The sequence below is a fragment of the Salipiger sp. PrR002 genome (assembly GCF_010500775.1).
Classification (GTDB): Bacteria; Pseudomonadota; Alphaproteobacteria; order Rhodobacterales; family Rhodobacteraceae; genus Salipiger.
In genome coordinates this window covers 98,184-121,348 of sequence record NZ_JAAGOU010000008.1, presented here as the reverse complement: position 1 = coordinate 121,348, position 23,165 = coordinate 98,184, and the positions used below count along the sequence as shown (strand labels likewise).

The 23,165-nt window shown below is 65.4% G+C and carries 21 protein-coding genes and 1 tRNA gene; 9 read left to right on the top strand and 13 right to left on the bottom strand.

The genetic code is table 11. The features are described 5' to 3' along the window. Window positions 1-116: 116 nt before the first annotated feature. Window positions 117-1,424, bottom strand: coding sequence for a tRNA (N6-isopentenyl adenosine(37)-C2)-methylthiotransferase MiaB (gene miaB, locus G0A00_RS10660; protein WP_164181026.1), 1,308 nt, complete (start codon window positions 1,422-1,424; stop codon window positions 117-119). A 112-nt stretch (window positions 1,425-1,536) separates the two neighbouring features. On the opposite strand from miaB, the gene G0A00_RS10655 reads away from it, so the two are divergent. Beyond that, a complete protein-coding gene (locus G0A00_RS10655; protein ID WP_164181028.1) occupies window positions 1,537-2,406 on the top strand; it encodes a hypothetical protein in 870 nt (289 codons plus the stop codon). A gap of 3 nt (window positions 2,407-2,409) precedes the next feature. Here G0A00_RS10655 and G0A00_RS10650 read toward each other — a convergent pair whose 3' ends face one another. Beyond that, a complete protein-coding gene (locus G0A00_RS10650) occupies window positions 2,410-3,096 on the bottom strand; it encodes an FAD-binding oxidoreductase (RefSeq protein WP_164181030.1) in 687 nt (228 codons plus the stop codon). Window positions 3,097-3,263: 167 nt separating this feature from the next. Further along, window positions 3,264-3,680, bottom strand: a complete 417-nt coding sequence (gene irrA / locus G0A00_RS10645; RefSeq protein ID WP_164181033.1) for an iron response transcriptional regulator IrrA — start codon at window positions 3,678-3,680, stop codon at window positions 3,264-3,266. A 188-nt stretch (window positions 3,681-3,868) separates the two neighbouring features. Between irrA and fabA the strand changes: the two genes are divergently transcribed. From fabA to G0A00_RS10630, 3 genes are read left to right on the top strand one after another with little or no spacing between them, the layout of a single operon-like run. After that, window positions 3,869-4,378 (top strand): bifunctional 3-hydroxydecanoyl-ACP dehydratase/trans-2-decenoyl-ACP isomerase, encoded by a 510-nt coding sequence (fabA, locus tag G0A00_RS10640; RefSeq protein ID WP_066102038.1) that lies wholly within the window; start codon window positions 3,869-3,871, stop codon window positions 4,376-4,378. A 14-nt stretch (window positions 4,379-4,392) separates the two neighbouring features. Continuing rightward, window positions 4,393-5,622 (top strand): beta-ketoacyl-ACP synthase I, encoded by a 1,230-nt coding sequence (fabB, locus tag G0A00_RS10635; RefSeq protein WP_164181034.1) that lies wholly within the window; start codon window positions 4,393-4,395, stop codon window positions 5,620-5,622. A gap of 16 nt (window positions 5,623-5,638) precedes the next feature. Beyond that, window positions 5,639-6,430 carry an enoyl-ACP reductase gene (locus tag G0A00_RS10630; RefSeq protein ID WP_066102044.1) on the top strand — a complete coding sequence of 264 codons (792 nt, stop codon included), beginning with the start codon at window positions 5,639-5,641 and terminating at the stop codon, window positions 6,428-6,430. Window positions 6,431-6,539: 109 nt separating this feature from the next. Here the strand turns inward: G0A00_RS10630 and G0A00_RS10625 are convergent, their stop codons facing one another. Then, window positions 6,540-8,054: an acetyl-CoA hydrolase/transferase family protein gene (locus G0A00_RS10625; protein WP_164181036.1), complete on the bottom strand. Its 1,515-nt coding sequence runs from the start codon at window positions 8,052-8,054 to the stop codon at window positions 6,540-6,542. Window positions 8,055-8,390: 336 nt separating this feature from the next. On the opposite strand from G0A00_RS10625, the gene G0A00_RS10620 reads away from it, so the two are divergent. Further along, a complete protein-coding gene (locus G0A00_RS10620) occupies window positions 8,391-9,044 on the top strand; it encodes an isochorismatase family protein (protein WP_164181038.1) in 654 nt (217 codons plus the stop codon). A gap of 37 nt (window positions 9,045-9,081) precedes the next feature. Here G0A00_RS10620 and G0A00_RS10615 read toward each other — a convergent pair whose 3' ends face one another. The 5 genes from G0A00_RS10615 to G0A00_RS10595 form a co-directional block, all read right to left on the bottom strand. Beyond that, entirely contained in the window at window positions 9,082-10,317 is a 1,236-nt protein-coding gene (locus tag G0A00_RS10615; RefSeq protein ID WP_164181040.1) for an HlyD family secretion protein, read from the bottom strand. A 2-nt stretch (window positions 10,318-10,319) separates the two neighbouring features. Beyond that, the gene (locus G0A00_RS10610) at window positions 10,320-10,658 is read right to left on the bottom strand and encodes a hypothetical protein (protein ID WP_368667688.1); all 339 of its coding nucleotides are present in this window, start codon (window positions 10,656-10,658) and stop codon (window positions 10,320-10,322) included. A 393-nt stretch (window positions 10,659-11,051) separates the two neighbouring features. Next, window positions 11,052-11,136 (bottom strand) — tRNA-Leu (locus G0A00_RS10605). Between the two features lie 56 nt (window positions 11,137-11,192). Continuing rightward, window positions 11,193-11,816, bottom strand: coding sequence for an META domain-containing protein (locus tag G0A00_RS10600; protein ID WP_164181044.1), 624 nt, complete (start codon window positions 11,814-11,816; stop codon window positions 11,193-11,195). A gap of 33 nt (window positions 11,817-11,849) precedes the next feature. Beyond that, window positions 11,850-12,329: an Lrp/AsnC family transcriptional regulator gene (locus tag G0A00_RS10595; protein ID WP_066106673.1), complete on the bottom strand. Its 480-nt coding sequence runs from the start codon at window positions 12,327-12,329 to the stop codon at window positions 11,850-11,852. A 105-nt stretch (window positions 12,330-12,434) separates the two neighbouring features. Between G0A00_RS10595 and putA the strand changes: the two genes are divergently transcribed. From putA to G0A00_RS10580, 3 genes are all read left to right on the top strand, one after another. Further along, the gene (putA, locus tag G0A00_RS10590) at window positions 12,435-15,863 is read left to right on the top strand and encodes a bifunctional proline dehydrogenase/L-glutamate gamma-semialdehyde dehydrogenase PutA (protein WP_164181046.1); all 3,429 of its coding nucleotides are present in this window, start codon (window positions 12,435-12,437) and stop codon (window positions 15,861-15,863) included. Between the two features lie 114 nt (window positions 15,864-15,977). Further along, window positions 15,978-16,760 (top strand): rhomboid family intramembrane serine protease, encoded by a 783-nt coding sequence (locus tag G0A00_RS10585; protein ID WP_164181206.1) that lies wholly within the window; start codon window positions 15,978-15,980, stop codon window positions 16,758-16,760. Further along, window positions 16,745-17,140, top strand: coding sequence for a GFA family protein (locus G0A00_RS10580; protein WP_164181048.1), 396 nt, complete (start codon window positions 16,745-16,747; stop codon window positions 17,138-17,140). The genes G0A00_RS10585 and G0A00_RS10580 overlap by 16 nt, the downstream gene beginning before the upstream one ends. 118 nt (window positions 17,141-17,258) lie before the next feature. On the opposite strand, the gene G0A00_RS10575 is transcribed toward G0A00_RS10580, so the two are convergent. The 4 genes from G0A00_RS10575 to betC form a co-directional block, all read right to left on the bottom strand. Next, a complete protein-coding gene (locus tag G0A00_RS10575; RefSeq protein WP_164181050.1) occupies window positions 17,259-18,050 on the bottom strand; it encodes an inositol monophosphatase family protein in 792 nt (263 codons plus the stop codon). Window positions 18,051-18,177: 127 nt separating this feature from the next. Then, a complete protein-coding gene (locus G0A00_RS10570; RefSeq protein WP_164181052.1) occupies window positions 18,178-18,516 on the bottom strand; it encodes a hypothetical protein in 339 nt (112 codons plus the stop codon). A gap of 233 nt (window positions 18,517-18,749) precedes the next feature. Continuing rightward, window positions 18,750-20,417: a BCCT family transporter gene (locus G0A00_RS10565; protein ID WP_164181054.1), complete on the bottom strand. Its 1,668-nt coding sequence runs from the start codon at window positions 20,415-20,417 to the stop codon at window positions 18,750-18,752. Between the two features lie 102 nt (window positions 20,418-20,519). Next, the gene (betC, locus tag G0A00_RS10560) at window positions 20,520-22,043 is read right to left on the bottom strand and encodes a choline-sulfatase (protein WP_164181056.1); all 1,524 of its coding nucleotides are present in this window, start codon (window positions 22,041-22,043) and stop codon (window positions 20,520-20,522) included. A 189-nt stretch (window positions 22,044-22,232) separates the two neighbouring features. On the opposite strand from betC, the gene G0A00_RS10555 reads away from it, so the two are divergent. Then, on the top strand, window positions 22,233-23,153 hold the full coding sequence (locus tag G0A00_RS10555; RefSeq protein WP_164181058.1) for a LysR family transcriptional regulator: 921 nt from the start codon (window positions 22,233-22,235) through the stop codon (window positions 23,151-23,153). Window positions 23,154-23,165: the final 12 nt, after the last annotated feature.

Below are 23,165 nucleotides of genomic sequence, written 5' to 3'. Positions count from 1 at the left end.
CACCACCGGCGGCCCTGAGGCCGAACTGTCGCGGATCTGGGGTCAGTCAGACCAGATAACCCGGCCCTGTGACAAAAATACGCCGCATTTTCCGCGCCGGAGGGGGCGGGCGATGCTTACAGCAATTCGCCCTTCAGCGAGTTGGGGCCAGACTCGACGATGCGCACCCGGCGCAGATCGCCCGGCTGCAGCCCCTCGCCCATCACATGCACCGCATGCAGGTAGTCGGACTTGCCGCCCATCTGCCCCGGCAGGCGGCCCGGCTTTTCAAAAAGCACACCGACCTCGCGTCCGACCATCGCATCCTGCAGCGCGCGCTGCTGTTTGGTGAGCAGAGCCTGCAGGCGCTGCAGGCGGTCGTCCTTTTCATCCTCGGGCACCTGCGGGCGCTCGGCTGCCGGCGTGCCGGGACGCTCGGAATATTTAAACGAGAAGGCCGAACCGTATTGCACCGCCTCGACCAGATCGAGCGTGGCCTGAAAATCCGCCTCGGTTTCTTCCGGGAAGCCGACGATGAAATCGCCCGACATGTGCAAATCCGGGCGCGCGGCGCGCAGCCGCTCGATAAGCTTGAGATAGCTCTCGGCGGTGTGCTGGCGGTTCATCCGCTTGAGGATCTTGTCCGAACCCGCCTGCACCGGCAGGTGCAGATAGGGCATCAGCTTTTCGACCTCGCCATGGGCAGCGATCAGGTCATCGTCCATGTCGTTGGGATGCGAGGTGGTGAAGCGGATGCGCTCGAGCCCGTCGATCGTTGCCAGATCGCGGATGATCCCGGCCAGCCCCTTGTCGTGACCGTGGTAGGCGTTGACGTTCTGCCCCAGCAGGGTGATCTCGCGCACGCCGCGCTCGACCAGATCGCGCGCCTCGGCCATTACCCGCTCGGCGGGGCGCGACACCTCGGCACCGCGGGTGTAGGGCACGACGCAGAAGGCGCAGAACTTGTCGCAGCCTTCCTGCACCGTCAGAAACGCGGTCGGGCCACGCTTGGCCTTGGGGCGCGACTTCAGCTTCTCGAATTTGTCTTCCTCGGGGAAATCGGTGTCGAGCGCCTTCACCCCTGCCCCGGCCTTGGCTTCCATCTCCGGCAGGCGGTGATAGCTCTGCGGGCCGACCACAAGATCGACCATGGGCTGGCGGCGGATGATCTCCTCGCCCTCGGCCTGCGCCACGCAGCCCGCAACGCCGATCTTCAGGTCAGGCTTCTCGGCCTTCAGCCCCTTGTAGCGGCCCAGCTCCGAATAGACCTTCTCGGCGGCCTTTTCGCGGATGTGGCAGGTGTTGAGCAGGATCATATCCGCGTCATCGGGGCTCTGCGTCTCCACATAGCCCTGACCGCCAAGCGCTTCGACCATGCGCTCGCTGTCGTAGACGTTCATCTGACAGCCATAGGTCTTGATGTAGAGCTTCTTGGGCTGGGACATGAGGGAGACTCCGGTTCCGCGGTTCAAGGCGTGCGCATACCGCAAACAGGCCCCGACTTGCAATGCATCCGCTTTTCCCCGACTGTCGCGAAAAACGCCGGGCAAAGAGCGGATGCAGTATAGCGGGTTGAATGAGGCGCTGAAACAGCGCGTGACCGGGTCGGGCAAGCGCCCGCTGGGGATGATCTTCTGCGAGGATCAGACCGAGGTGAACACCACCGCGCGCCACCTGATGCAGCTTGGCTTTTCTCCGGTGCTGCTGTTCATGCCGCCGCATCTGACGCTGTCGCCGGATGTCGCCGAACGCACCGCACGCATTGATTTCGAGCCGCATCACCCCGGGGCTGTGCAGCGCGCCGTGAGCCGCGTCGCCGCCGCCGCGCCGGGGCGCTGGATGCACTACTGCTACAACGCCGAGTTTCTGTTCTACCCGTTCTGCGAGACGCGCAGCATCAGCGAGATGCTCGCCTTCCACACCGAAGAGCGGCGCGATGCCATGCTCACCTATGTGGTCGATCTTTACGCCGGAGACCTGAAGCTGGCACCGGACGCGGTATCGCTCGACGACGCGTGGCTGGACCGCTCGGGCTATTACGCGCTGGCGCGCAGCGATGCGCCCCGCAGCGCAGCGCCCAAGGAGCGGCAGCTGGATTTCTTCGGCGGGCTGCGCTGGCGCTACGAGGAGCATGTGCCGCCCGAGCGGCGCAAGATCGACCGGATCGCCCTCTTCCGCGCCAAGCGCGGGCTGGTGCTGCGCGAGGATCACACCTTCTCGGATGAGGAATACAACACCTACGCCTGTCCGTGGCACAACAACCTGACCGCTGCGCTGGCCTCATTCCGCACCGCCAAGGCGCTGAAACGCAATCCCGGCTCCAGCCACGACATCGCGAGCTTCCGCTGGCACAATTCGGCGCGTTTCGAATGGCACTCGCGGCAGCTTCTGGATCTGGGGCTGATGGAGCCGGGACAGTGGTTCTGAGCGTCAGTCGAACTCTTCCATGACGATCCGGTCTTCGGACACGCCGATCGACTTCAGCGCCGCGGCCATGTCATCCAGCATCGGGTCCGGCCCGCAGACGTAACAGACGTCGCGATCGGCAGAGACCACGCCCGCAAGCAACTCCGCGTCGATCTTTTCGCGGTGCAGCGGGCTCTGCTCTTCGTCGGTGACGATAAAGCGGGTGTCGAGCCCGGCCATCTGCTCGAAGCTCTCGCGCAGGATGATGTCGGCCTCGGTCTTGTTGGAAAACACCAGCGTGTTGCCCGCAAGCGTGCCATTCTCGGCCAGCTTCTTGCGCAGGATGGCAATGAAGGGCGTGACCCCGGCACCGCCCGCGATGAAGACGCCATCCCCTTTGCCTTCGATCGCACCCCAAGGTTCCTCGACCAGCACCGTATCGCCGGGTTGCATCTTGCCGATGCGCTCGGTCACCCCGTCATGGCCATCGGCGCTTTCGGGATAGGATTTGATGACGAACTCAAGCGTGCCTTCGCCGGGCAGCGAGGTGAAGGTGAAGGGGCGCTTCTCTTCGCGCCAGCCGTCACGGTCGAGCGCCATGTCGATGGCCTGTCCGGGGGTGAACTCCAGCCCCTCCGGCTTGTCGAACACCAAGTGGTGCACGTCGTGGGTCAGCGACTCGATGGATTGCAGCGTCAGCTTGCGGCTCATGGTGGGCCTCCTTTCTCGGTTGCCCGAAAAACGCCCATGCCGCGCGCGAGGTTCCCCTCAGCCCCCACCCGCTTCTTCTCTTTAAAAGTACGCCGACTAAAAACTCTGGGGTGAATTGGCCGCAGGCCAAGAGGGGCGGAGCCCCTGCTTCCTAACTGATGCCGCGCTCACTTCTTGCGCAGGCGGATCACCACGTCGACCGAGGCGATCTCGGCACCTTCCGGCGCCTGCGGCAGCTTCGCGATCACCAGTTCCTCCGACGGCGCGTCGGTCAGATGGCCCTCGCCTTCCCAGAAGAAATGCGGGTGGTCATGGGTGTTGGTGTCGAAATAGCTGCGGTTGCCATCGACCGTGACTTCCTGAATCAGCCCGGCTTCGCAAAAGGCGCGCAGCGTGTTGTAGACCGTGGCGAGCGACACGCTCTCGCCCTGCGACTGCGCCGCGGCGAAGAGGCTCTCTGCGGTGACGTGCCGATCATTGCCGTCGCCGACGAGAAGCGCCGCCAGCGCAACGCGCTGCCGCGTGGGCCGGAGCCCTGCCTGGTTCAACCAGTCACTGCCTCTCTGGATGGCTTCGGAAGTCATTCGTTGGTCCGCTTGGCTGTCTGTACCTGCCATATATAGAGGACCAGCCCCCCCTATTTCAAACGGAAAACCAACGTGCCAAGTGCGCGGGCCGCAACGTGACCCGGCGATGCGCAGGCTTGCATGGCGCGGTTTCGCGGTGATAGAGGGGGCGCAACTTGACACAAAGGACAAAGGGGCGCGCCTGCATGGCCGACTATCCGACCAGCTTCGGCAAGGAAGATCTTCTGAAATGCGCGCGCGGCGAGCTCTTCGGAGAGGGCAATGCCCAGCTTCCGGCGCCGCCCATGCTGATGATGGACCGCATCACCGAGATCTCCGGCGACGGTGGCCTGCATGGCAAGGGCCACGTGGTGGCGGAATTCGACATCACCCCGGACCTGTGGTTCTTCGACTGCCATTTCCCCGGCAACCCGATCATGCCCGGCTGCCTCGGCCTCGACGGCCTGTGGCAGCTGACCGGCTTCAACCTCGGCTGGCGCGGCTGGCTGGGCCGCGGCTACGCGCTTGGCGTGGGTGAGGTGAAGCTGACCGGCATGGTGCGCCCGGATCGCAAGATGCTGACCTACAAGGTCGATTTCACCAAGGCCGTGCAGACCCGCCGCCTGACCATGGGCGTTGCTGACGGCATCGTCGAGGCAGATGGCGAAGTCATCTACCAAGTCAAAGACATGAAAGTCGCTCTCTCCGAGAGCTGAGAGGGAGGGTTCCCATGCGTCGAGTCGTCGTCACCGGACTGGGCATCGTATCGTCCATCGGCAACAACGCCGAAGAAGTTCTCGCCTCGCTGAAGGCGGGCCGCTCCGGCATCACCGCCAACGCGCAGATGCAAGAGCACGGGTTCCGCAGCCAGATCGCCGGTGCCGTCGATCTGGATGTGGCAGAGCACGTGGACAAGCGCACCCTGCGCTTCATGGGTCCGGGTGCGGCCTATGCCCACATCGCCATGACGCAGGCGATCGCCGATGCGGGGCTTGAGGAGTCGGATGTGGTCAACCCGCGCACCGGCCTTGTCGCCGGGTCGGGCGGCCCGTCGACCTCGGCGCTGCTGACCGCGCATCAGACCGTTCTGAAGACCGGCGGCACCAAACGCGTCGGCCCCTTCGCGGTGCCCAAAGCGATGTGCTCGACGATCTCGGCGAACCTGTCGACCGCGTTCAAGATCAAGGGCATCAACTACTCGATCACCTCGGCATGCTCGACCTCGCTGCACTGCATCGGCAACGCCGCCGAGCAGATAATGATGGGCAAGCAGGACGTGATGTTCGCCGGCGGCGGGGAAGAGCTCGACTGGACCCTGTCGTGCCTCTTCGACGCCATGGGCGCGATGAGCTCGAAGTACAACGACACCCCCGAGAAGGCCTCGCGCGCCTTCGACGCGGGCCGCGACGGTTTCGTCATCTCGGCGGGCGGCGGCATCGTGGTGCTCGAAGAACTGGAGCACGCCAAGGCACGCGGCGCCAAGATTTACGCGGAAGTGACCGGCTATGCCGCCACCTCCGACGGCCATGACATGGTCGCCCCCTCGGGCGAGGGCGGCGAGCGCGCCATGCGCCTTGCGCTGCAGACCCTGCCCGAACACCGCAAGGTCGGCTACATCAACGCGCATGGCACCTCGACCCCGGTCGGCGATGTGGGCGAGATCGAGGCGGTGCGCCGCGTCTTCGGCGATGGCAGCACGCCGCTGGTCTCCTCGACCAAGTCGATGACCGGTCACAGCCAGGGTGCCACCGGCGCGCAAGAGGCGATCTATTGTCTGCTGATGTTGCAGAACGACTTCATCGCCCCTTCGATCAACGTCGAGACGCTGGACCCGGCGCTGAAACCCGCAGAGATTGCCACCAGCCTCGTCGAGAACGCAGGTCTCGATACGGTGATGACCAACTCCTTCGGCTTCGGCGGCACCAACGGGTCGATGCTGCTGAGCAAATATCAAGAATAACAGGCGAGAGACGGACATGGGCGAGCTTCTCAAGGGCAAGCGCGGGCTGATCATGGGGGTGGCGAACGACCGCTCCATCGCGTGGGGCATCGCCAAGGCGCTGCACGAGGCGGGGGCGGAGCTTGCCTTCACCTATCAGGGCGAGGCTTTCGGCAAGCGGCTGGAACCGCTGGCGCAGAGCGTCGGGTCGGATTTCATGGTCGATGTGGACGTCACCGACGACGCTTCGCTCGACGCCGCCTTCGAACAGCTTGGCGCGCGCTGGCCGACCATCGACTTCGTGGTCCACGCCATCGCGTTCTCGGACAAATCCGAGCTGACCGGCCGTTTCCTCAACACCAGCCGCTCGAACTTCAAGAACTCGATGGATATCTCCTGCTACTCGTTCATCGAAGTGGCGCGCCGCGCGCATCCGCTGATGGTCGAGAACGGCGGCACGCTGCTGACGCTCACCTACGACGGTTCGATCAAGGTCGTGCCGAACTACAACGTCATGGGCGTGGCCAAGGCGGCGCTGGAATCGGCGACCCGTTATCTGGCGAACGACCTCGGCCCCGAGGGCATCCGCGTGAACGCGATCTCCCCCGGCCCGATGAAGACCCTCGCAGGCGCGGCCATCGGCGGCGCGCGCAAGACCTATAAGTTCACCGAGCAGAACACCCCGCTGCGCTCCAACGCGACGCTTGAGGCGGTGGGCGGCACGGCGGTCTATCTGGTCTCCGACGCGGGCGCCTGCACCACGGGCGAGATCCTGCATGTGGACGGCGGCTTCCATATCCTTGGCATGCCGCAGGCCGAGAACATCTGAGGCCCTGCCCTCTCAAGATGCAAAAGCCCGGCCATTGGCCGGGCTTTTTTCATTTCATTGAGAGCCAACGGCCCGGACTCAAGGCAAAGCCGCCAGGCCAGCGCCAGCGCTACTTCATCGATCCCGTCTCGACGAACCGCTGATGCCAGCTCAGCGACTCGTTCAACAGCGTCGGTGCGTGCTTGCCAAAGGAGCCCTGCAGCGCCCGCGCATAGTAGTCGCGCAGCATCGGCTTGTAGTCGGGATGGGCGCAGCGGTCGATGATCACCCCGGCGCGCTGGCGCGGCGCCAGTCCGCGCAGATCGGCCAGACCATGCTCTGTGACGATCACCTGCACATCCTGCGAGATATGGTCCACATGCGCCACCTGCGGCACGATGGCAGAGATCTTGCCGCCCTTCGCCGTCGAAGGCGTCATGAAGATCGACAGATAGGCGTTGCGGGCAAAATCCCCCGAACCACCGATGCCATTCTGGATGCGCGAGCCCATGACATGCGTCGAGTTGACGTTGCCATAGATGTCGGCCTCGATCAGCCCGTTCATCGCGATGCAGCCAAGGCGGCGCACCAGTTCGGGATGGTTCGAGATCTCCTGCGGACGCAGGATCAGCTTGTCACGGTAGCGCATCGCGTCGTTGTTGAAGCGTTCCGCCGCATCGGGGCTGAGCGAGAAGGCCGTGGCCGAGGCCATGCGCAGCTTGCCCGCATCCAACAGGTCGAGCATCCCGTCCTGCACCACTTCGGTGTAGGCGGTCAGATCGTGGTAGGGCGAGTCCATCAGCCCCGAAAGCACCGCGTTGGTGACATTGCCCACCCCCGACTGCAGCGGCAACAGGTTCGCAGGCAGGCGGCCATGCGCCACCTCATGAGCAAGGAAATCCAGCAGGTGCCCGGCAATGGCTGTGGCCACCGCGTCGGGCTCGGCGAAGGGCAGGTTGCGGTCCGGCGCCTCGGTCTCGACCACAGCGACCACCTTCGCGGGGTCGATGCGGAAATGGCGCTGGCCGATGCGGTCGTCGGGCCGCACCAGCGGGATCGGCACACGGTTCGGCGGCAGAGCGGTGCCATAGTAGATGTCGTGCATCCCATTGAGCGCGTCGCTCTGCCAGCGGTTCACCTCGAGGATCACCTTCTCGGCCTGATCGAGCCACGTCTTGTTGTTGCCGATCGAGCTGGAGGGGATCAGATCACCATCGGCGGTGATGCCCGAGATCTCGACCACCGCAACGTCGAGTTTGCCAAGGAACCCTTCCCAGACCACCGGCGCCACCTGACTGAGGTGCATGTCCACATAGTTCATTTCGCCCGAGTTGATCTGCTCGCGGGCGATCGGGTCCGAGTTGTAGGGCATGCGAAACTCGATGCCATGGGCACGGGCCAACGCACCGTCGAGTTCGGGGCCGGTCGACGCGCCGGTCCAGACCTTCACGCGGAATGGGTTCCCGGCGGCATGGGCAGCATCGATCCGCGCGGCCAGCGCCGTGGGTACGGACTTGGGATAGCCCGAGCCGGTGAAGCCGCTCATGCCGACGGTCATACCGTCGTGGATCAGCGCCGCGGCATCCTCGGCGCTCATGGTCTTGGCGCGAAGATCGGGAAAGGCGATCCGGGCGTGGGTGTTCATCTGTATTCCTCCGCTGCGCGCCCCACCCGCCGCGCCGCAAGGGGCGCACGCCCGTGCCGCAGCGCCGGGGCGCCTTACCCACCATCTATGCAAGTCTGGCTCCGCCCTTCCAGACCGAGATCCGCCCTGCAGCCCGGATATGCACCAAGCGCATACCTCATGGCAAAAGCCATCACCTGAGCGACTAGCTCTTTGGGCGCGCGACAGCCCGCCTGCCCGTGACTTGAGCAAGACGGTCCCGCCGCGACGCCACGCAGCGACCACCCCGCGCGTGTCCGTTGACACTGTCCCGTCGCGCCGCTCAATTTGTACGGACTTTTGCAGGAGACCCACGCCATGGACACGTACAGCCGCTACGCCTCTCTGGGCTTCGACAGCACGAAGATCGGCTTTGGTCGGCGCTGCGGCATCGTCGTGGTGGACTTCCAGCGCAGCCTCACCGACCCCAGCTTCCCGATGGGCGGCGGTGCCCGCATCGACGCGGCGGTGGAGGCCACGGCGCGACTGCTGGCCCCGGCCCGCGCGGCCGGGCTGCCGGTGGCAAGCTGCGTGACCGGCTACAGTTCTGCCCGCGACGCGCTGCGCTGGAAGATCGCCGATGTCGAGAACTGGATCCTCGGCACACCGGGGTGCGATCTAGACCCGCGCATCCACGATCCGGCCTATGACACGCTGGTGATCAAGCGTGCGCCCTCGATCTTCTTCCAGACCGGCGTGTCGAGTTTCTTTACGCAAGAGGGCGTCGACACGGTGATCGTCACCGGCTGCGCGACCTCGGGCTGCATCCGAGCCTCGGTGATCGACGCCTTTTCGCATGGGTTCCGGGTGATCCTGCCCGAAGAGTGCAGCGGCGACCACGACGCGCAGACCCATGCCGCCAACCTTGGCGACATGGGCAGGCGCTATGCCGATGTGATGCCGCTCGCCGAGGTGCTGACGCATCTCGAGAGTCTGCCGCAGGCGAAGACCGAGGCCCCCGCCCTGCCCTGAACTGCCCTGACCTGACCGCGCGCTGGCTCCAGTGGCCTCAGTGGCCGCCCGAGAATACCAGCGTCTGCACCGGCAGGAACAGCATCCGCAGCCGCAGCCCCGCCGCATGCACGACGCCAATCGTGTCCACCACATGCAGGAAAATGCGCTTGCCGGTGCTCATCTCCTCATGTTCGAGCCGGTGGTGGTTGTCGGTATAGAGCATCACGGTGCAGCTGCTGCCCGGTGGCACATTGGTGGGCTGATCGGAATAAAGCGGCTCGAGATAAACCAGCACGCTGCCCGGTCGCACGTCGTCCTGCGGATCGACAAGCCGATCCGAGGGACGCAACTGGCCCGAGGGGATCACGTCCTGCACCTCGGTCACCACCAGCGGAATGATGTCGAGCGGTTTGCTCATGCAGCCCATCTCCCCGATCATGCCGGGATGGATCACCTGTGCGGCGATCTGGTTGAACGCCCCTTGGAAGCGCTCCGCCCCCGCCCCCGTCGGCACGAAGATCCCCGCGGGCCGCGCCAGCGGGCTGATGAAATCCCCGACCTGCAGCGCCAGTTGCTCGATCCGCCCGTCGACCCCGGCAGAGATCAGCGTTTTGTCAAACTCAGCCTTGGCCAGCGCCAGTTGCGCCCGCGCGCTTTCGAGCTTGGCGGGCAGCACCTCGTCGATCTGCTGCTGCGCGCTTTCCTTCTGCAGTTCGGCCGCCCGCAGCTGCGCCTCGCGCTGATCGACGATATTCTCGTAGCGCTCGATCTCGACCAGCCGCACCGCGCTGGAGCCCTGATCGCGCAACTGCTCATTGCGCGCCAATTCTTCCTGCGCCTGAACCAAGGCCGCGCGCGCCTGCGCGATGCCCGCGTCGGCCTGCGCCAGATCGGTCTGCGCCAGCTTCGCCGAAGCCTCGGTCTCGGCCAGCAGCGCCTGCGCCGCATCCACCTGCGCCTGCTGCGACAGCCCGTCGAGCCGCACCAGCGGATCGCCCGCCGACACCCTTTGATTGTTCTCGACGTAAATCTCCGACACCCGCCCGCTCACCTGCGGCAGGATCGTCACCGTGCGGAAGTAGGACGACACCGAGATGCTGGCGGGGTGATAGTAGAACAGCACGGTGATCAGCGAGACGGTGAGGAAAATCCACAGCGTCAGACCCCAGCGCAGCTCGTACCAGACCGAAAACAGCGTCAGTTCGTGCCCAAAGCGTTTGCCCTGCGCGTATCGGCGATAGAGGTAGTCCGGGACGAGCGAGACCAGCGAGCAAAGGATGGCTTCAAGCATGCTCAGCCCTCCCCGTCATGGTGGCGGAAGGCCGGCTGGGGGGCGTCGCCCTCTGGGACATTCTCGTCGATGGGGCGCCCGGCCAGCTTTGCCAAGGAGCGGGCGATGGACTGCAGCGGCGAGAGCATGTCCGGAAACTGAAAGCCCGCCACCAGAACCGCCGCGACCCAGAACAGGTTGTTGTGGGTGAACAGCGCCAGCAGGGCGAGAATACCGACGATCTGCAACTGCGGATGGCTCGACTTATGCGCCATGCGCTCGGGGATCGAATGGAGCGTCAGATAAAGAACACCAAGGCCGATGATCAGCACGATCCCGAAGATCGCCATCGCCGTGAACAATACATCACTGCCATCCGCGCCGGCCACATATCCTGGAATGTGCTCCGGAGCCAATGGGTGGATCGCTTGTGACTCCACCGCCAACTCCATGAAAATTAATCAATTGCCTCACGATAGGCAGATTCGCGCGCCTGTCGTTAGCTTTTTCGGACCGGCGTGGAGAATGCCGAGAGTGAAGGCTCTGGCAGAGCAAGCGGCGCGCTGGCACGACCCCAGAGAAGGGGAACTCTCGGGCGGATCGTGGCGCAAAGGTCCAGACGCACCCTGGCGAGCAAACTAGGCGCTGCCGCGCTGATATAAGGTCAAAGGTCCGGATGTGCGCGCCAAAATGCGCAACGCCTCGGCTGCCTATGGACAAAAGCCGATGCAAAACAATGCTTTGGGAGTGATCAGTGGTACCCGCGGCCGGACTCGAACCGGCACGCCATAAAGGCTAGGGATTTTAAGTCCCCTGTGTCTACCATTCCACCACGCGGGCCCGCGCCCTCTGTGCCGGATTTCGGCACGCTTGGCCAGAGGGCGCGACGCAGCAGATCAGCGCGTCGCGGTCGCTCTCGTGACGTCATCGGCAATCAGCTGAAGCTCTCCTTCCGGGCCGAAGCGCAGGTCGGACAGCGCGCCCATGAACGCCAGAAACGCATCTTCCTGCGCCATCACGCCGGGCTCGCAGGCCTTCCGCGTGGTGGCAAGTGGGCCGATCTCCAGCATGCCTTCTTCCGTCGCCCAAGTGCCGGTGAACGTGTTGCACCCGGCACTGCCGCTCAGGGTGCCATCCTCGCCAAAGCTGATTTCGGGCGCCGGATCGGTGACCGGCGCGCCATCAAGCGTGGCCAAGGTCCAAGGGGTGCCGGTCACCTCCGATGTCGCGGCGACCGTGCAATTGCTCATGTCCTGCCCGACGATGCGCATCATCGCGTCCTCGCCCTTGGTCCAGACGAAGGTTTCCGGGTCGTCGATCGACTCCAACTTCACGCCAGAGGCCGCCTGCACCCGCGCCATGGGCATTTCCGCGCCACTAAAGTGCAGCGTGCCGCTTTCGCCCTGCAGGGTCAGCGACGCCGCCCCTTCGTCGCAGGACAGGTCCACATGCACCGGAAGCTCCTGCGCCGCCAGCGGCCCCGCCACAAGGCACAGCGCCATGATCGTCAAACCTCGCATCGGACGTCCTCCTTTGCCGCTATGGGCCGCCGCTCAGCCAGAGATTTCGGCCAGCCCGTCTTCTTTGACCGCTTGCATCGCAACATAGGTCGATGTGGTCGAGACATGCGGCAGGGTCGAAAGCTTTTCGGCCAGAACCCGCCGGTAGCTGCGCATATCCGAGGTGCGGACCTTGAGAAGATAGTCAAAATTTCCTGCAATCAGATGGACCTGCTCGATCTCGGGAATCGCCGCCACCGCCGCGTTGAATGCGTCGAGGGAGCTTTCGCGCGTGTCGGACATGCGCACTTCGACGAAGGCCACATGATCAAGCCCAAGTTGGATCGGGTCGAGAATAGCGCGATACCCACGGATCACGCCAAGGTCCTCAAGCCGCCGGAGACGCGCCTGCGTCGGGCTTTTCGACAGTCCGATGCGCCGCGCCAGTTCGGTGATCGACAGCCGCCCCTCCTCGGCCAGCGTGGTGAGAATCGCCCGGTCGAACCTATCGAATTCGTCCGTGACGTTTTGCATCGTGACTTCCATCATTTTCGGATCACTCGCCCCCTAGAAATACCCTTTTAAGGAAATTCGCCTGCCAGACCTGCTGTATCTTAGAGCAAACGCCCGGAGAGAACCATGCCCTACGACACCCTGCACGACCTGCGCGCCGAAATGGATGCCGCCGCCTATGCCGATGAGGCTCTGACCATTGCCCGCCTGCGCGAGCTTGCCGCGCTGAGCGAAGCCGACCGCGCCAAGATCGGCGCCCGCGGCGCTGACCTCGTGCGCGCCATCCGTGGCAGCGCCAAGCCGGGGCTGATGGAGGTCTTCCTCGCCGAATACGGGCTTTCGACCGACGAAGGCATCGCGCTGATGTGCCTTGCCGAAGCGCTGCTGCGCGTGCCCGATGCCGAGACCATCGACGCGCTGATCGAGGACAAGATCGCCCCTTCGGACTGGGGCAAGCACATGGGCCGCTCGACCTCTCCGCTGGTCAATGCCTCGACCTGGGCACTGCTGCTCACCGGCAAGGTGCTCGATCCGAACCAGCGCCCCGGCCCCGTCGGCCACCTGCGCTCGGCCGTGCGCCGTCTGGGCGAGCCGGTGATCCGCAAGGCCGTGGGCCGCGCGATGAAGGAAATGGGCGCGCAATTCGTGCTGGGCGAAACCATTCAGGGCGCGATGAAGCGCGGCGCGCAGCAGGAGGCCAAGGGCTATACCTACAGCTACGACATGCTGGGCGAAGCCGCGCGCACCGAGCCCGACGCGCTGCGCTATTTCACCGCCTACGCCGACGCGATCCGCGCCATCGGCAAAGCCGCCAAGAAGGACGATCTGCGCGACAACCCCGGCATCTCGGTCAAGCTCTCGGCGCTCTACCCGCGCTATGAAGAGGCCAAGCATGACGACGTGATGCGCGTGCTGGTGCCGCGTCTGGTGGAACTGTGCGAAATGGCCGCCCAGTCGAAGATCGGCCTCAACATCGACGCCGAAGAGGCCGACCGCCTCGCCATCTCGCTCGACGTGATCGAGGCGGCGCTGGCCTCCCATAGCCTCGACGGCTGGGACGGTTTCGGCGTGGTGGTGCAGGCCTACGGCAAGCGCGCCAGCCAGACCCTCGACTGGCTCTATGCCACCGCCCAGCGGCTTGACCGCAAGATCATGGTCCGCCTCGTGAAAGGCGCCTATTGGGACATGGAGATCAAGCGCGCGCAGGTCATGGGCCTGACCGATTTCCCGGTGTTCACCGCCAAGCACAACACCGACATTTCCTACATCGCCAACGCCCGCAAGCTGCTGCGCATGACCGACCGCATTTACCCGCAGTTCGCCGGACACAACGCCCACACGGTGGCGGCGATCCTGCACATGGCTGGCGATGACCGCGACAGCTTTGAATTCCAGCGCCTGCACGGCATGGGCGAGCGGCTGCACGAGATCGTCCACGACAAGGAAAAGACCCGCTGCCGCATCTACGCGCCCGTCGGCGCGCACCGCGACCTGCTGGCCTACCTCGTCCGCCGCCTGCTGGAGAATGGCGCCAACAGTTCCTTCGTGAACCAGATCGTCGACGAGAGCGTCGCGCCCGAGACCGTGGCCGCCGATCCTTTCGCCGCCAAGGACGATCGCACCCTCGCCCGCGGTCCCGAGCTGTTCCAGCCCGAGCGCGCCAACTCCGAAGGCTTCGATCTCACCGACCGCCCGACCATCGCCCGTATCGAGGCGGCGCGCGCGCCCTTCGCAGGCCATTTCTGGCAGGCCGGCCCGCTGCTCGCCTGTGATGCGCCCGTGGGCGCCACCGAAGACGTGCTGAACCCCGCCACCCTGCAAAAGACCGGCGAGATCACATGGGCCACCCCCGAGACCGTCGCCGCCGCTGCGACCGCCGCGCAGCCGTGGAGCGCCTCGCCCATCGAGCGCGCCGCGGTGCTGAACAAGGCCGCCGATCTCTATGAAGCCAACTTCGGCGAGTTCTTCGCCGTGCTCGCCCGCGAGGCAGGCAAGACCCAGCTTGATGCAGTCGCCGAACTGCGCGAGGCGGTGGACTTCCTGCGCTACTACGCGGCCCGCACCGAAGGCGCCGCGCCGCAAGGCGTCTTTGCCTGCATCAGCCCGTGGAACTTCCCGCTGGCGATCTTCACCGGCCAGCTCAGCGCCGCGCTTGCGGCGGGCAACGCCGTGCTTGCCAAACCCGCCGAGCAGACGCCGCTCATCGCCTATCGCGCCATCCAGCTTCTGCACGAGGCCGGGGTGCCGAAAAGCGCGCTGCAACTGCTGCCCGGTGCCGGTGACGTGGGCGCGGCGCTCACCTCGAACCCGGCGGTGAACGGCGTCGCCTTCACCGGCTCCACCGAGACCGCGCAGATCATCCACAAATCCATCGCCAAGCATCTCGCCCCCGGCACGCCCTTCATCGCCGAGACCGGCGGGCTCAATGCGATGATCGTCGACAGCACCGCCCTGCCCGAGCAGGCCGTGCAGGCGATCGTCGAGTCGGCCTTCCAGTCGGCGGGCCAACGCTGCTCGGCGCTGCGCTGCCTCTATGTGCAGGAAGACATCGCGCCGCATTTCATCGAGATGCTGAAGGGCGCCATGGACGCGCTCAACCCGGCGGACCCGTGGCACCTCTCGACCGACCTCGGCCCGGTGATCGACGCCGAGGCGCAGGACGGCATCGACGCTCATGTGCAGGCCGCCCGGGCAGATGGTCGCCTGATCAAACAGATCAGCGTGCCCGGAACCGGGTATTTCGTGCCGCCGACGCTCATCAAGGTAAAGGGCATCGACGATCTGGAGCGTGAGATCTTCGGCCCGGTGCTGCATGTCGCCACGTTCCGTTCCGAAGAGCTCGACAAGGTGATCGACGCGATCAACGCGCGTGGCTACGGCCTCACCTTCGGGCTGCAGACGCGGATCGACGACCGGGTGCAGCATGTCACCGAGCGCGTGCACGCGGGCAATATCTACGTCAACCGCAACCAGATCGGCGCCATCGTCGGCAGCCAGCCCTTCGGCGGCGAGGGGCTCTCGGGCACCGGGCCAAAGGCGGGCGGGCCGCTCTATGTCGACCGCTTCCGCGCCCATCCCGCGCCCATGGCGGGCGGCACTTGGAGCACTGATGAGGTTGCCGCCCGGCTGGAGGAGGCGCTGAACACCGCCGGCTGCGCCCCCCAGCCCGAGCGCCGCGACCTGCCCGGCCCCACCGGTGAGGCGAACCAGTACATGACGCTGGCGCGCGAGCCGGTGCTCTGCATGGGCCCCGGTCAGGAGGCCGCCGAGGCGCAGGCCGAAGCGATCCGCGCGCTTGGCGGTGTGGCGATCACCGCGCACGGCAAGGTCGCGCCCGAGACGCTGGCCTCGCTGAGCGGCATCTCTGCGGCGCTCTGGTGGGGCGATGCCGGTGCGGCCAGCGCCTACCGGCAGGCGCTTGCCGGACGCGAAGGGCCGATCCTGACGCTGATCACCGGCGCCCCCGACAAGGGCCACGCCCGCGCCGAGCGTCACGTCTGCATCGACACCACCGCCTCGGGAGGCAATGCCGCGCTGCTCGGCGGCAATATGTAAAAGCAACGGGCCGGCCTTCGGGGCGGCCCTTTTCCCACGCACTCCGGTGCCAGCGACGATCCGCCCTTGAGATCCGCCCTTGACGCCGCCCGCCGCCGCGTCACTCTTTGCGCGATGTTTCCGATCCGCGATCACAACCCCTCGGGCCGCACGCCCTATGTCACCTACGGGCTGATCCTCGCCAATGTGGCGATCTTTCTCAGCTATTGGGGGCTCTTCGGCGATCCACGCGCGCTCAACGCCTTCTTCGACCGCTGGGCGCTGTTCCCGGCGCATATTGCCGAAGGCTACGGCTACAGCGGCATCCTCACGTCGATGTTCCTGCATGGCGGGGTGATGCACCTGCTGGGCAACATGCTGTTCCTTTTCATCTTCGGCGACAATATCGAGGACGCGCTGGGGCATGTGCGCTATCTGCTGTTCTATCTCGCGGCGGGCGTGGCGGCGGCGCTGCTGCAATTCGTCGCCGATCCGACCTCGACCGTGCCCACCGTCGGCGCCTCGGGCGCCATCGCCGGGGTGATGGGCGCCTATCTGCTGATGTTCCCCAAGGCGCGGGTCGATATCCTCATCATCCTGATCATCATCTTCAAGGTGCTGCCCGTGCCCGCGTGGCTGCTGCTGGCGGTGTGGTTCGGCATGCAGATCTTCAGCGGCATCGGCAGCGCCGGGGCCGAGGGCGGCGTCGCCTATTGGGCGCATGTGGGCGGTTTCCTCGCGGGTATCGCGATGATCGCGCCGGTCTGGCTGGCGCGCGGCGGCCCGGCCTTCTGGAGCCGCACCCACGGCACCCCTCCCCACCCCGAGGCACGCTATGTTATGAGCCGGACGCATGTCCCGCGCGCCGGGCGCCGGAACAATGGAAGCGGAAGGAAGGGCCCATGGTCACGTCACTGAACGATCCCGCATTCAAAGGCGGCCCCGTGAAGCTCACCTGCCACTGCGGCGCCTGCGAGCTGTCGGTGACGCTGGTCGATGGGCTGAGCACCGCCCGCCGCTGCGACTGCTCCTTCTGCCGCCGCCGCGGCGCGCCCGCGGTCTCGGCCCCGCTGGATGGCGTCGAGGTGGTGAAAGGCGCGGACAGGCTGACGCTCTACCAATTCGGCACCAACACCGCGCAACACTATTTCTGCTCGGTCTGCGGCATCTACATGTATCACCGCCGCCGCTCGAACCCCAATGAGTATGGGGTCAATATGGGCGCAATCGACGGCGTGAACCCATCGCAATACGAGATCCCCTGGACCGATGGGGTCAACCATCCGTCCGACCGCTGAGCGGGCGGCCGACGCCGGACCGCCTCCGGCGGGCGTATTTGGAAAGAGAAGAAGCGCAAAGAAAAAGGGAAGCCGCGCGGCTCCCCTTTCATTGTTCCGATAAATACGCGGCGCGGCGTCAGATCTCGCGGATCACCTTGGCAAAGGGATCGAAGATGTTGTTGCTGGCGCAGAGGATCGAGCCGGTTTCCAGCGGGTCCTGATCTTCGCGCACGCCCTCGACCATCGCCCCGGCTTCAAGCGCGATGAGCGAGCCCGCGGCGATGTCCCAGATGTTCAGCTCGCGCTCCCAGTAGCCGTCGTAGCGGCCCGCGGCCACATAGGCCAGATCGAGCGCCGCCGAGCCCCAACGCCGTACACCGGCGCATTCGGGCATCAGGCGGGCAAAGTCCTTCAGCGTGGCGGGCAGGGTCTTCTTGGCGGCGAAGGGCACGCCGGTGGCGAAGATCGCCTCGATCATCCGGTGACGGCCCGAGACCCGCAGGCGGCGCGAGTCGTTGAGCCATGCGCCAGCGCCTTTCTCGGCGTAGAACATCTCGTCCTTAGCCGGGTCAAAGACCACACCCGCGACGATCTTGCCCTTGTGCTCGAGCGCGATGGAGATCGCCCAATGCGGCAGCCCGTGCAGGAAGTTGGTGGTGCCATCCAGCGGATCGACGATCCAGCGCCGGGTCGGATCCTCGCCGTCCTGACCGCCGCCCTCTTCACCCAGCCAGCCGTAGGTCGGGCGCGCGCCCAGAAGCTCTTCCTTGAGAATCTTCTCGGCGGCGATGTCGGCGCGGGACACGAAATCGCCCGCCCCTTTCATCGAGACCTGAAGGTTTTCGACCTCGCGAAAGTCCTTGACCAGCGAGCGGCCCGCCTTGCGCGCGGCCTTGATCATGATGTTGAGGTTGGCACTGCCCTGCATGGCGATGGTTCCCGGAATTGGTTCAAGCCGCGCGTATACGCGGCTCGCCGGAAAAAGCCAAGTCACTAAGGGCCTCTCCAGGGGTCCTATCTGTGGCTCTATCTGCGGCCCTCCCAGGTGCCGCCTCTTATTGGTAGGCGACGCCCTTCTCGCCGACCGGTGCATAGGCGCGCGGCAGGGGCACCGCAGCGGCGCGCGGCGCCACATAATTGGCCGGGTTGTAATAGGTGCCACCGGTGGGCACGTCGCACCAGATCTGCCCGCCCGCGATCACCGGCTGCTTGCCTTGGGTGCACATATTGGGGCCGGGATAGGCTTGGAGGAGCGGCTGGTCGCTGCCGCCGACGGCAAAGCCCGCCTGACCGGGAAGGTACATATCGCCCGGATAGCCCTGGCTGCCGGCCATAACCGCGCCCGCCGAAATCGTCACTGCCGCCAGTGCGGCACAAAGCTTGAGAACTCGCATCTTCTTCCTCACACACGGAAAATCCGGACTGCCTTAGGGTCAGGCTAGCATCGGCGGAGGGCAAGTCAAACTTTCGCCGCATTTTACCGAACAGCCCGCGCAGAGAGAAACAATCCGGTCAAAGTACGCTCGTTAGCCCCATTTTGCGGACATTCAGACAAAGCCAACGCGCGCAAAAGGAAACCGGCCGGCGCATCGCTGCACCGGCCGGCTCCCCATCGTGCCGCTCTGGATCACTCCGCGGGCGGCAGTTCAACAGTGACCGAAGGCACCCCGTGGCGGGCGCGCAGCCCGTCGCGGTAGATCGCCTTGAAGAGGCCAAAACACATCAGCAGCATCACCACCGAGAAGGGCAGCGCGCCGATGACCATGGCGGTCTGGATCGCGGTCAGCCCGCCGACCAGCAGCAGCGCCCCGACAACGACCCCCAGCGTGACGCCCCAGAAGATGATGTGGGGCCGCGCCTTCGGACCTTCGTCGCCCGCTGCGTTGATCGTGTTGACGATCAGCACCGCCGAGTCCGCCGAGGTGACGAGATAGGTCATCAGCAGGATCACGATGATCACCGCCATGCCCCAGCCCAGCACATCGCCCAGCATGATGCCGGTCATGGTGAAGATCTTGCCGCCATCGGTGGAGGCGAAGATCGCGCCATCCGCGAGGCCCGAAAGCTCCATGTCGATCGCCGTGCCGCCCGCGAAGGAGAACCAGACGAAGCACATGATCGACGGCACGATCATCGCACCCAGCACGAACTCGCGGATGGTGCGGCCGCGCGAGATGCGGGCGAGGAACAGACCCACGAAAGGCGCGAAGGCCACCCACCATGCCCAGTAGAACACCGTCCAGGCGCCCTGCCAGCCCGAGAGCGCGTCACCGGTCTCGGTGCCATCGGGGCGGTAGACGGTGAACAGCATCTTCGGCAGCGCGATGAGGTAATCGACCATGCCCATGAACAGCGCCTGCAGGCCGAACCACGTGGAGCCGAAGATCATCAGGAAGGCGAGCAGGAAGATCGACAGCGCCATGTTGAGGTTCGACAGCCATTTGATGCCCTTGCCCACGCCCGACAGCGCCGAGAGCGTCGAGGCCCCCATGATCACCACCAGTGCCACGACGATGCCCGCCGGAGAGGCGTTGCCCTCTTCGGTCACCAGCCAGTCACCAATGCCGATCTTGCTCATCCCCGCGACGAACTGCTCGACGCCAAAGCCAAGCGTCTGCGCCACGCCGAGGATGGTGGCGATCACCGCCACGATGTCGACGAGGTGGCCGAGCGGGCCGGAGAGCGCCTTGCCGAAGAGCGGCGTCAGCGACGAGCGGATGGTCAGCGGCAGCCCGCGGCGATAGGTGAAATACCCCAGCGCCAGCCCGGCGATGGCATAGGAGGACCACGCCGAGAAACCCCAGTGCAGATAGCTGTACTTATAGGCGTTCATGAAGTTGTTCATGCTCTCGCCCTCGGCCAGCCCTTGGATCACCTCGGGGTTGTTGCGGAAGTGGTAGATCGGCTCGGCCACCGCCCATGTCAGCATGCCGACGCCGATGCCCGCGCCGAACATCATCGAGAACCACGAGAAGTTGTCGAACTCCGGTGTCTCGTCGTCATGGCCCAGCTTCAGCTTGCCCGCCGCCGGCCATGCCGCCAGCGCGAGGCAGACGATCACGAAGAAGGCCATCACATAGATGTACCACGTGGCGAAGTTGGCGAGGATGAAGGTGTTGAGCCCGCCAAGCACGTTTCCGGCCTGATCGGGGAAGGCGACGGCCCAGAGCACCAGCCCGCCCACGGCGAGCTTGGAAGTCACGGTCACATCGAGCGAGAAGCCGTTGTAAAAGCCTTTGTCGGCGGTCTTGATCGGCAGGTCAGAAAGGGGAGGTTCAATCTTTGCCATCGGCATGTGTCCCTGTTGTGCGGGCTTTGATGTCTCCCGGTCGTGGCGCCCTTTGAACGTCCGGGTTGGGCGCGCGGGAGGGCCGCGCGCCGGTTTGTTCGCCGCGGCTTATTCGCCGCGCGGGAAACGCGCGTTTTCCTCCACCACGTTGAGGTCCATGTGGTTGCGCATGTAGCGCTCCGACGCCTTCTGCAGCGGCTGGAAATCCCAAGGGAAATAAGACCCGTTGCGCAGCGCCTCGTAGACGATCCAGCGTTGCGCCTGACTTTTGCGCACCTCTGCGTCGAAACAGTCGAGATCCCAGCGCGCATCGGCCATGGCGCTGAAATGCGCCAGCGTCTCGGCGTGCGCGGGATCGCCCGCGAGATTGGTCAGCTCATTCGGGTCGGCCTCGAGGTCGAACAGCTGATCGGGGTCGAGCGCGCAGCGGGTGTATTTCCAGCGCCCTTCGCGCAGGCAGACCAGTGGCGCGTAAGAGGCCTCGGCGGCATATTCCATCGCCACCGGCGTCTCGCGCGCCCGTCCCTGCCCCAGCGGCACAAGGCTTTCACCATCGGTCCACGGGGCGATCTCGTCCATCGGCACCCCGGCCAGATCGCAGAGCGTCGGGCAAACGTCGATATTGCTGACCGGCGTGTCGACCCGCCCCGGCATCATCTGCGGCGCGGCGATCATCATCGGCACCCGCGCCGAGCCCTCGAAGAACGACATCTTGAACCACAGTCCACGGTTGCCCAGCATGTCGCCGTGGTCCGAGACCAGCAGGATGATCGTGTTGTCTTCCTGCCGGGTGCCGCGCAGCGCCTCCATGACCTCGCCGATCTTGTCGTCGAGATAGGAGATATTGGCGAAATACGCCCGGCGCGAGCGACGCACATCCTCTTCGGTGATGTTAAAGCTGCGCCAGTCGTTGGCGTCGAAGATGCGCTTGGAATGCGGGTCGTGATCCTCATAGGCGATCGGCCCGACCTCGGGCATGAGGTGCTCGCAGTCCTCGTAGAGATCCCAATATTTGCGCCGCGCCACATAGGGATCATGCGGGTGGGTGAAGCTCACCGTCAGACACCACGGGCGGTCATCCTTGCCGCGGCCAAGGTCGTAAACCTTGCGCGTGGCGTTATAGGCGACCTCGTCGTCATACTCCATCTGGTTGGAGATCTCGGCGACGCCCGAGCCGGTGACCGAGCCCATGTTGTGATACCACCAGTCGATGCGCTCGCCCGGCTTGCGGTAGTCCGGCGTCCAGCCGAAATCGGGCGGGTAAATGTCGGTGGTCAGCCGCTCTTCGAAACCGTGCAACTGGTCGGGCCCCACAAAGTGCATCTTGCCTGACAGGCAGGTCTGATAGCCCGCGCGGCGCAGATGGTGCGCGTAGGTGGGGATCGACGAGGCGAACTCGGCGGCATTGTCATAGACCCCGGTGCGCGAGGGCAACTGGCCGGACATATAGCTCGCCCGTCCCGGCGCGCAGAGCGGCGAGGCGGTATAGGCATTGCGAAACCGGGTCGAGCGCGCGGCCAGCGCCTTGAGGTTCGGGGCGTGCAGCCAATCGGCGGGACCGTCGGGAAAGAAGGTGCCGTTCAGCTGGTCGACCATGAAGATCAGGATATTGGGGCGGCCTTGAGTGCTCATTCGGGGCGCAGTCCTTTCCGTGTCACGCGGCGACACCCGGCAAGAGATCAGACCGGCGGGTCCGTCATCGCCACAGATCGCCCCCGGTCCCGCATGGGCCAGGGTCGTGACGCGATTGCCTTTGGTGTCGTGATATAAGTTTCCGTGACAGTAGTTGACTTTTGGCCCGATGAACCGCGAAATCTGCTTATGTCAGATATTGGTAATCCTTATAGCACATTCAGCCGCTACAGCGCCGACCTCTGCCTCTTCCTTCTGGTTGCGCAAACTGGGCAGCTGTCGCGCGCAGCAGAGCTTGCCGGGCTGTCGCAGCCGCGGCTCAGCCAGCGCATGAAGGCGCTTGAGGAGTCCTTGGGCCAACCGCTGCTGCACCGCGAGCGGCGCGGCGTCAGCCTGACCCGCGCCGGGCAGGACATGCATGACGCCATCGCGCCGCATCTTGGCGAGGCGGCCGCCGCCTTTGCTCGGCTGCAACGCCCGGCGCGCCGCCGCACCGTGGTGATCGAGACCGATCTGGCCTTCGCAGGGCTGCGCTTTCTGCCGGTGTTCCCTTCGCTCTGCGCCGCCTTTCCCGATCTCGGGATCTCGCTGCTGACCCGGCAGCTGCCCGACAGCGCCCCCGGCCCCGAGGTCGATCTGATGGTGCGGATGGAGACCCGGCAGCAAGACACCGAGGCCCTGCGCTGCCTCTTTCCCGAGCGGGTGCAGGCGGTCTGCAGCCCCGCCTTTCTGGAGCAGCACCCCGATCTCGCGCGCCCCGACCAGCTGCGGGCGCTGCCGCTGATCGAGCTGACCGCCGCAGCCAACGCGCCGTGGTTTACGTGGAGCAGTTGGCTCTCGCAGCTTGACCCCGGCGGCGCGCAGACACGCGGCGAACGCATCAGCTTCAACAGCTACGATCACGTCATCCAATCGGCTGAACGCGGCCTCGGCATCGCGCTGGGATGGCGCGGCCTCACCGACAGCCGGATCGAGGCCGGCACGCTGGTCCCGGCCCTGCCGGTCGAGTTGCAGAGCCCGCGCGGCTATATGGTGAGGATGCTGTCGCGCGCGCCCTCCGGCGAGGTGCGCGAGGTGTTCGACTGGATTTGCGCGCAGTTCGGCGAGTAGCCAAGCCGCGGC

What these genes read in the sequence shown, in the direction of transcription:
- miaB (WP_164181026.1), bottom strand. Translation starts at nt 1,424, where the DNA reads ATGTCCCAGCCCAAGAAGCTCTACATCAAGACCTATGGCTGTCAGATG.
- G0A00_RS10655 (WP_164181028.1), top strand. Translation starts at nt 1,537, where the DNA reads ATGCAGTATAGCGGGTTGAATGAGGCGCTGAAACAGCGCGTGACCGGG.
- G0A00_RS10650 (WP_164181030.1), bottom strand. Translation starts at nt 3,096, where the DNA reads ATGAGCCGCAAGCTGACGCTGCAATCCATCGAGTCGCTGACCCACGAC.
- irrA (WP_164181033.1), bottom strand. Translation starts at nt 3,680, where the DNA reads ATGACTTCCGAAGCCATCCAGAGAGGCAGTGACTGGTTGAACCAGGCA.
- fabA (WP_066102038.1), top strand. Translation starts at nt 3,869, where the DNA reads ATGGCCGACTATCCGACCAGCTTCGGCAAGGAAGATCTTCTGAAATGC.
- fabB (WP_164181034.1), top strand. Translation starts at nt 4,393, where the DNA reads ATGCGTCGAGTCGTCGTCACCGGACTGGGCATCGTATCGTCCATCGGC.
- G0A00_RS10630 (WP_066102044.1), top strand. Translation starts at nt 5,639, where the DNA reads ATGGGCGAGCTTCTCAAGGGCAAGCGCGGGCTGATCATGGGGGTGGCG.
- G0A00_RS10625 (WP_164181036.1), bottom strand. Translation starts at nt 8,054, where the DNA reads ATGAACACCCACGCCCGGATCGCCTTTCCCGATCTTCGCGCCAAGACC.
- G0A00_RS10620 (WP_164181038.1), top strand. Translation starts at nt 8,391, where the DNA reads ATGGACACGTACAGCCGCTACGCCTCTCTGGGCTTCGACAGCACGAAG.
- G0A00_RS10615 (WP_164181040.1), bottom strand. Translation starts at nt 10,317, where the DNA reads ATGCTTGAAGCCATCCTTTGCTCGCTGGTCTCGCTCGTCCCGGACTAC.
- G0A00_RS10600 (WP_164181044.1), bottom strand. Translation starts at nt 11,816, where the DNA reads ATGCGAGGTTTGACGATCATGGCGCTGTGCCTTGTGGCGGGGCCGCTG.
- G0A00_RS10595 (WP_066106673.1), bottom strand. Translation starts at nt 12,329, where the DNA reads ATGCAAAACGTCACGGACGAATTCGATAGGTTCGACCGGGCGATTCTC.
- putA (WP_164181046.1), top strand. Translation starts at nt 12,435, where the DNA reads ATGCCCTACGACACCCTGCACGACCTGCGCGCCGAAATGGATGCCGCC.
- G0A00_RS10585 (WP_164181206.1), top strand. Translation starts at nt 15,978, where the DNA reads ATGTTTCCGATCCGCGATCACAACCCCTCGGGCCGCACGCCCTATGTC.
- G0A00_RS10580 (WP_164181048.1), top strand. Translation starts at nt 16,745, where the DNA reads ATGGTCACGTCACTGAACGATCCCGCATTCAAAGGCGGCCCCGTGAAG.
- G0A00_RS10575 (WP_164181050.1), bottom strand. Translation starts at nt 18,050, where the DNA reads ATGCAGGGCAGTGCCAACCTCAACATCATGATCAAGGCCGCGCGCAAG.
- G0A00_RS10570 (WP_164181052.1), bottom strand. Translation starts at nt 18,516, where the DNA reads ATGCGAGTTCTCAAGCTTTGTGCCGCACTGGCGGCAGTGACGATTTCG.
- G0A00_RS10565 (WP_164181054.1), bottom strand. Translation starts at nt 20,417, where the DNA reads ATGCCGATGGCAAAGATTGAACCTCCCCTTTCTGACCTGCCGATCAAG.
- betC (WP_164181056.1), bottom strand. Translation starts at nt 22,043, where the DNA reads ATGAGCACTCAAGGCCGCCCCAATATCCTGATCTTCATGGTCGACCAG.
- G0A00_RS10555 (WP_164181058.1), top strand. Translation starts at nt 22,233, where the DNA reads ATGTCAGATATTGGTAATCCTTATAGCACATTCAGCCGCTACAGCGCC.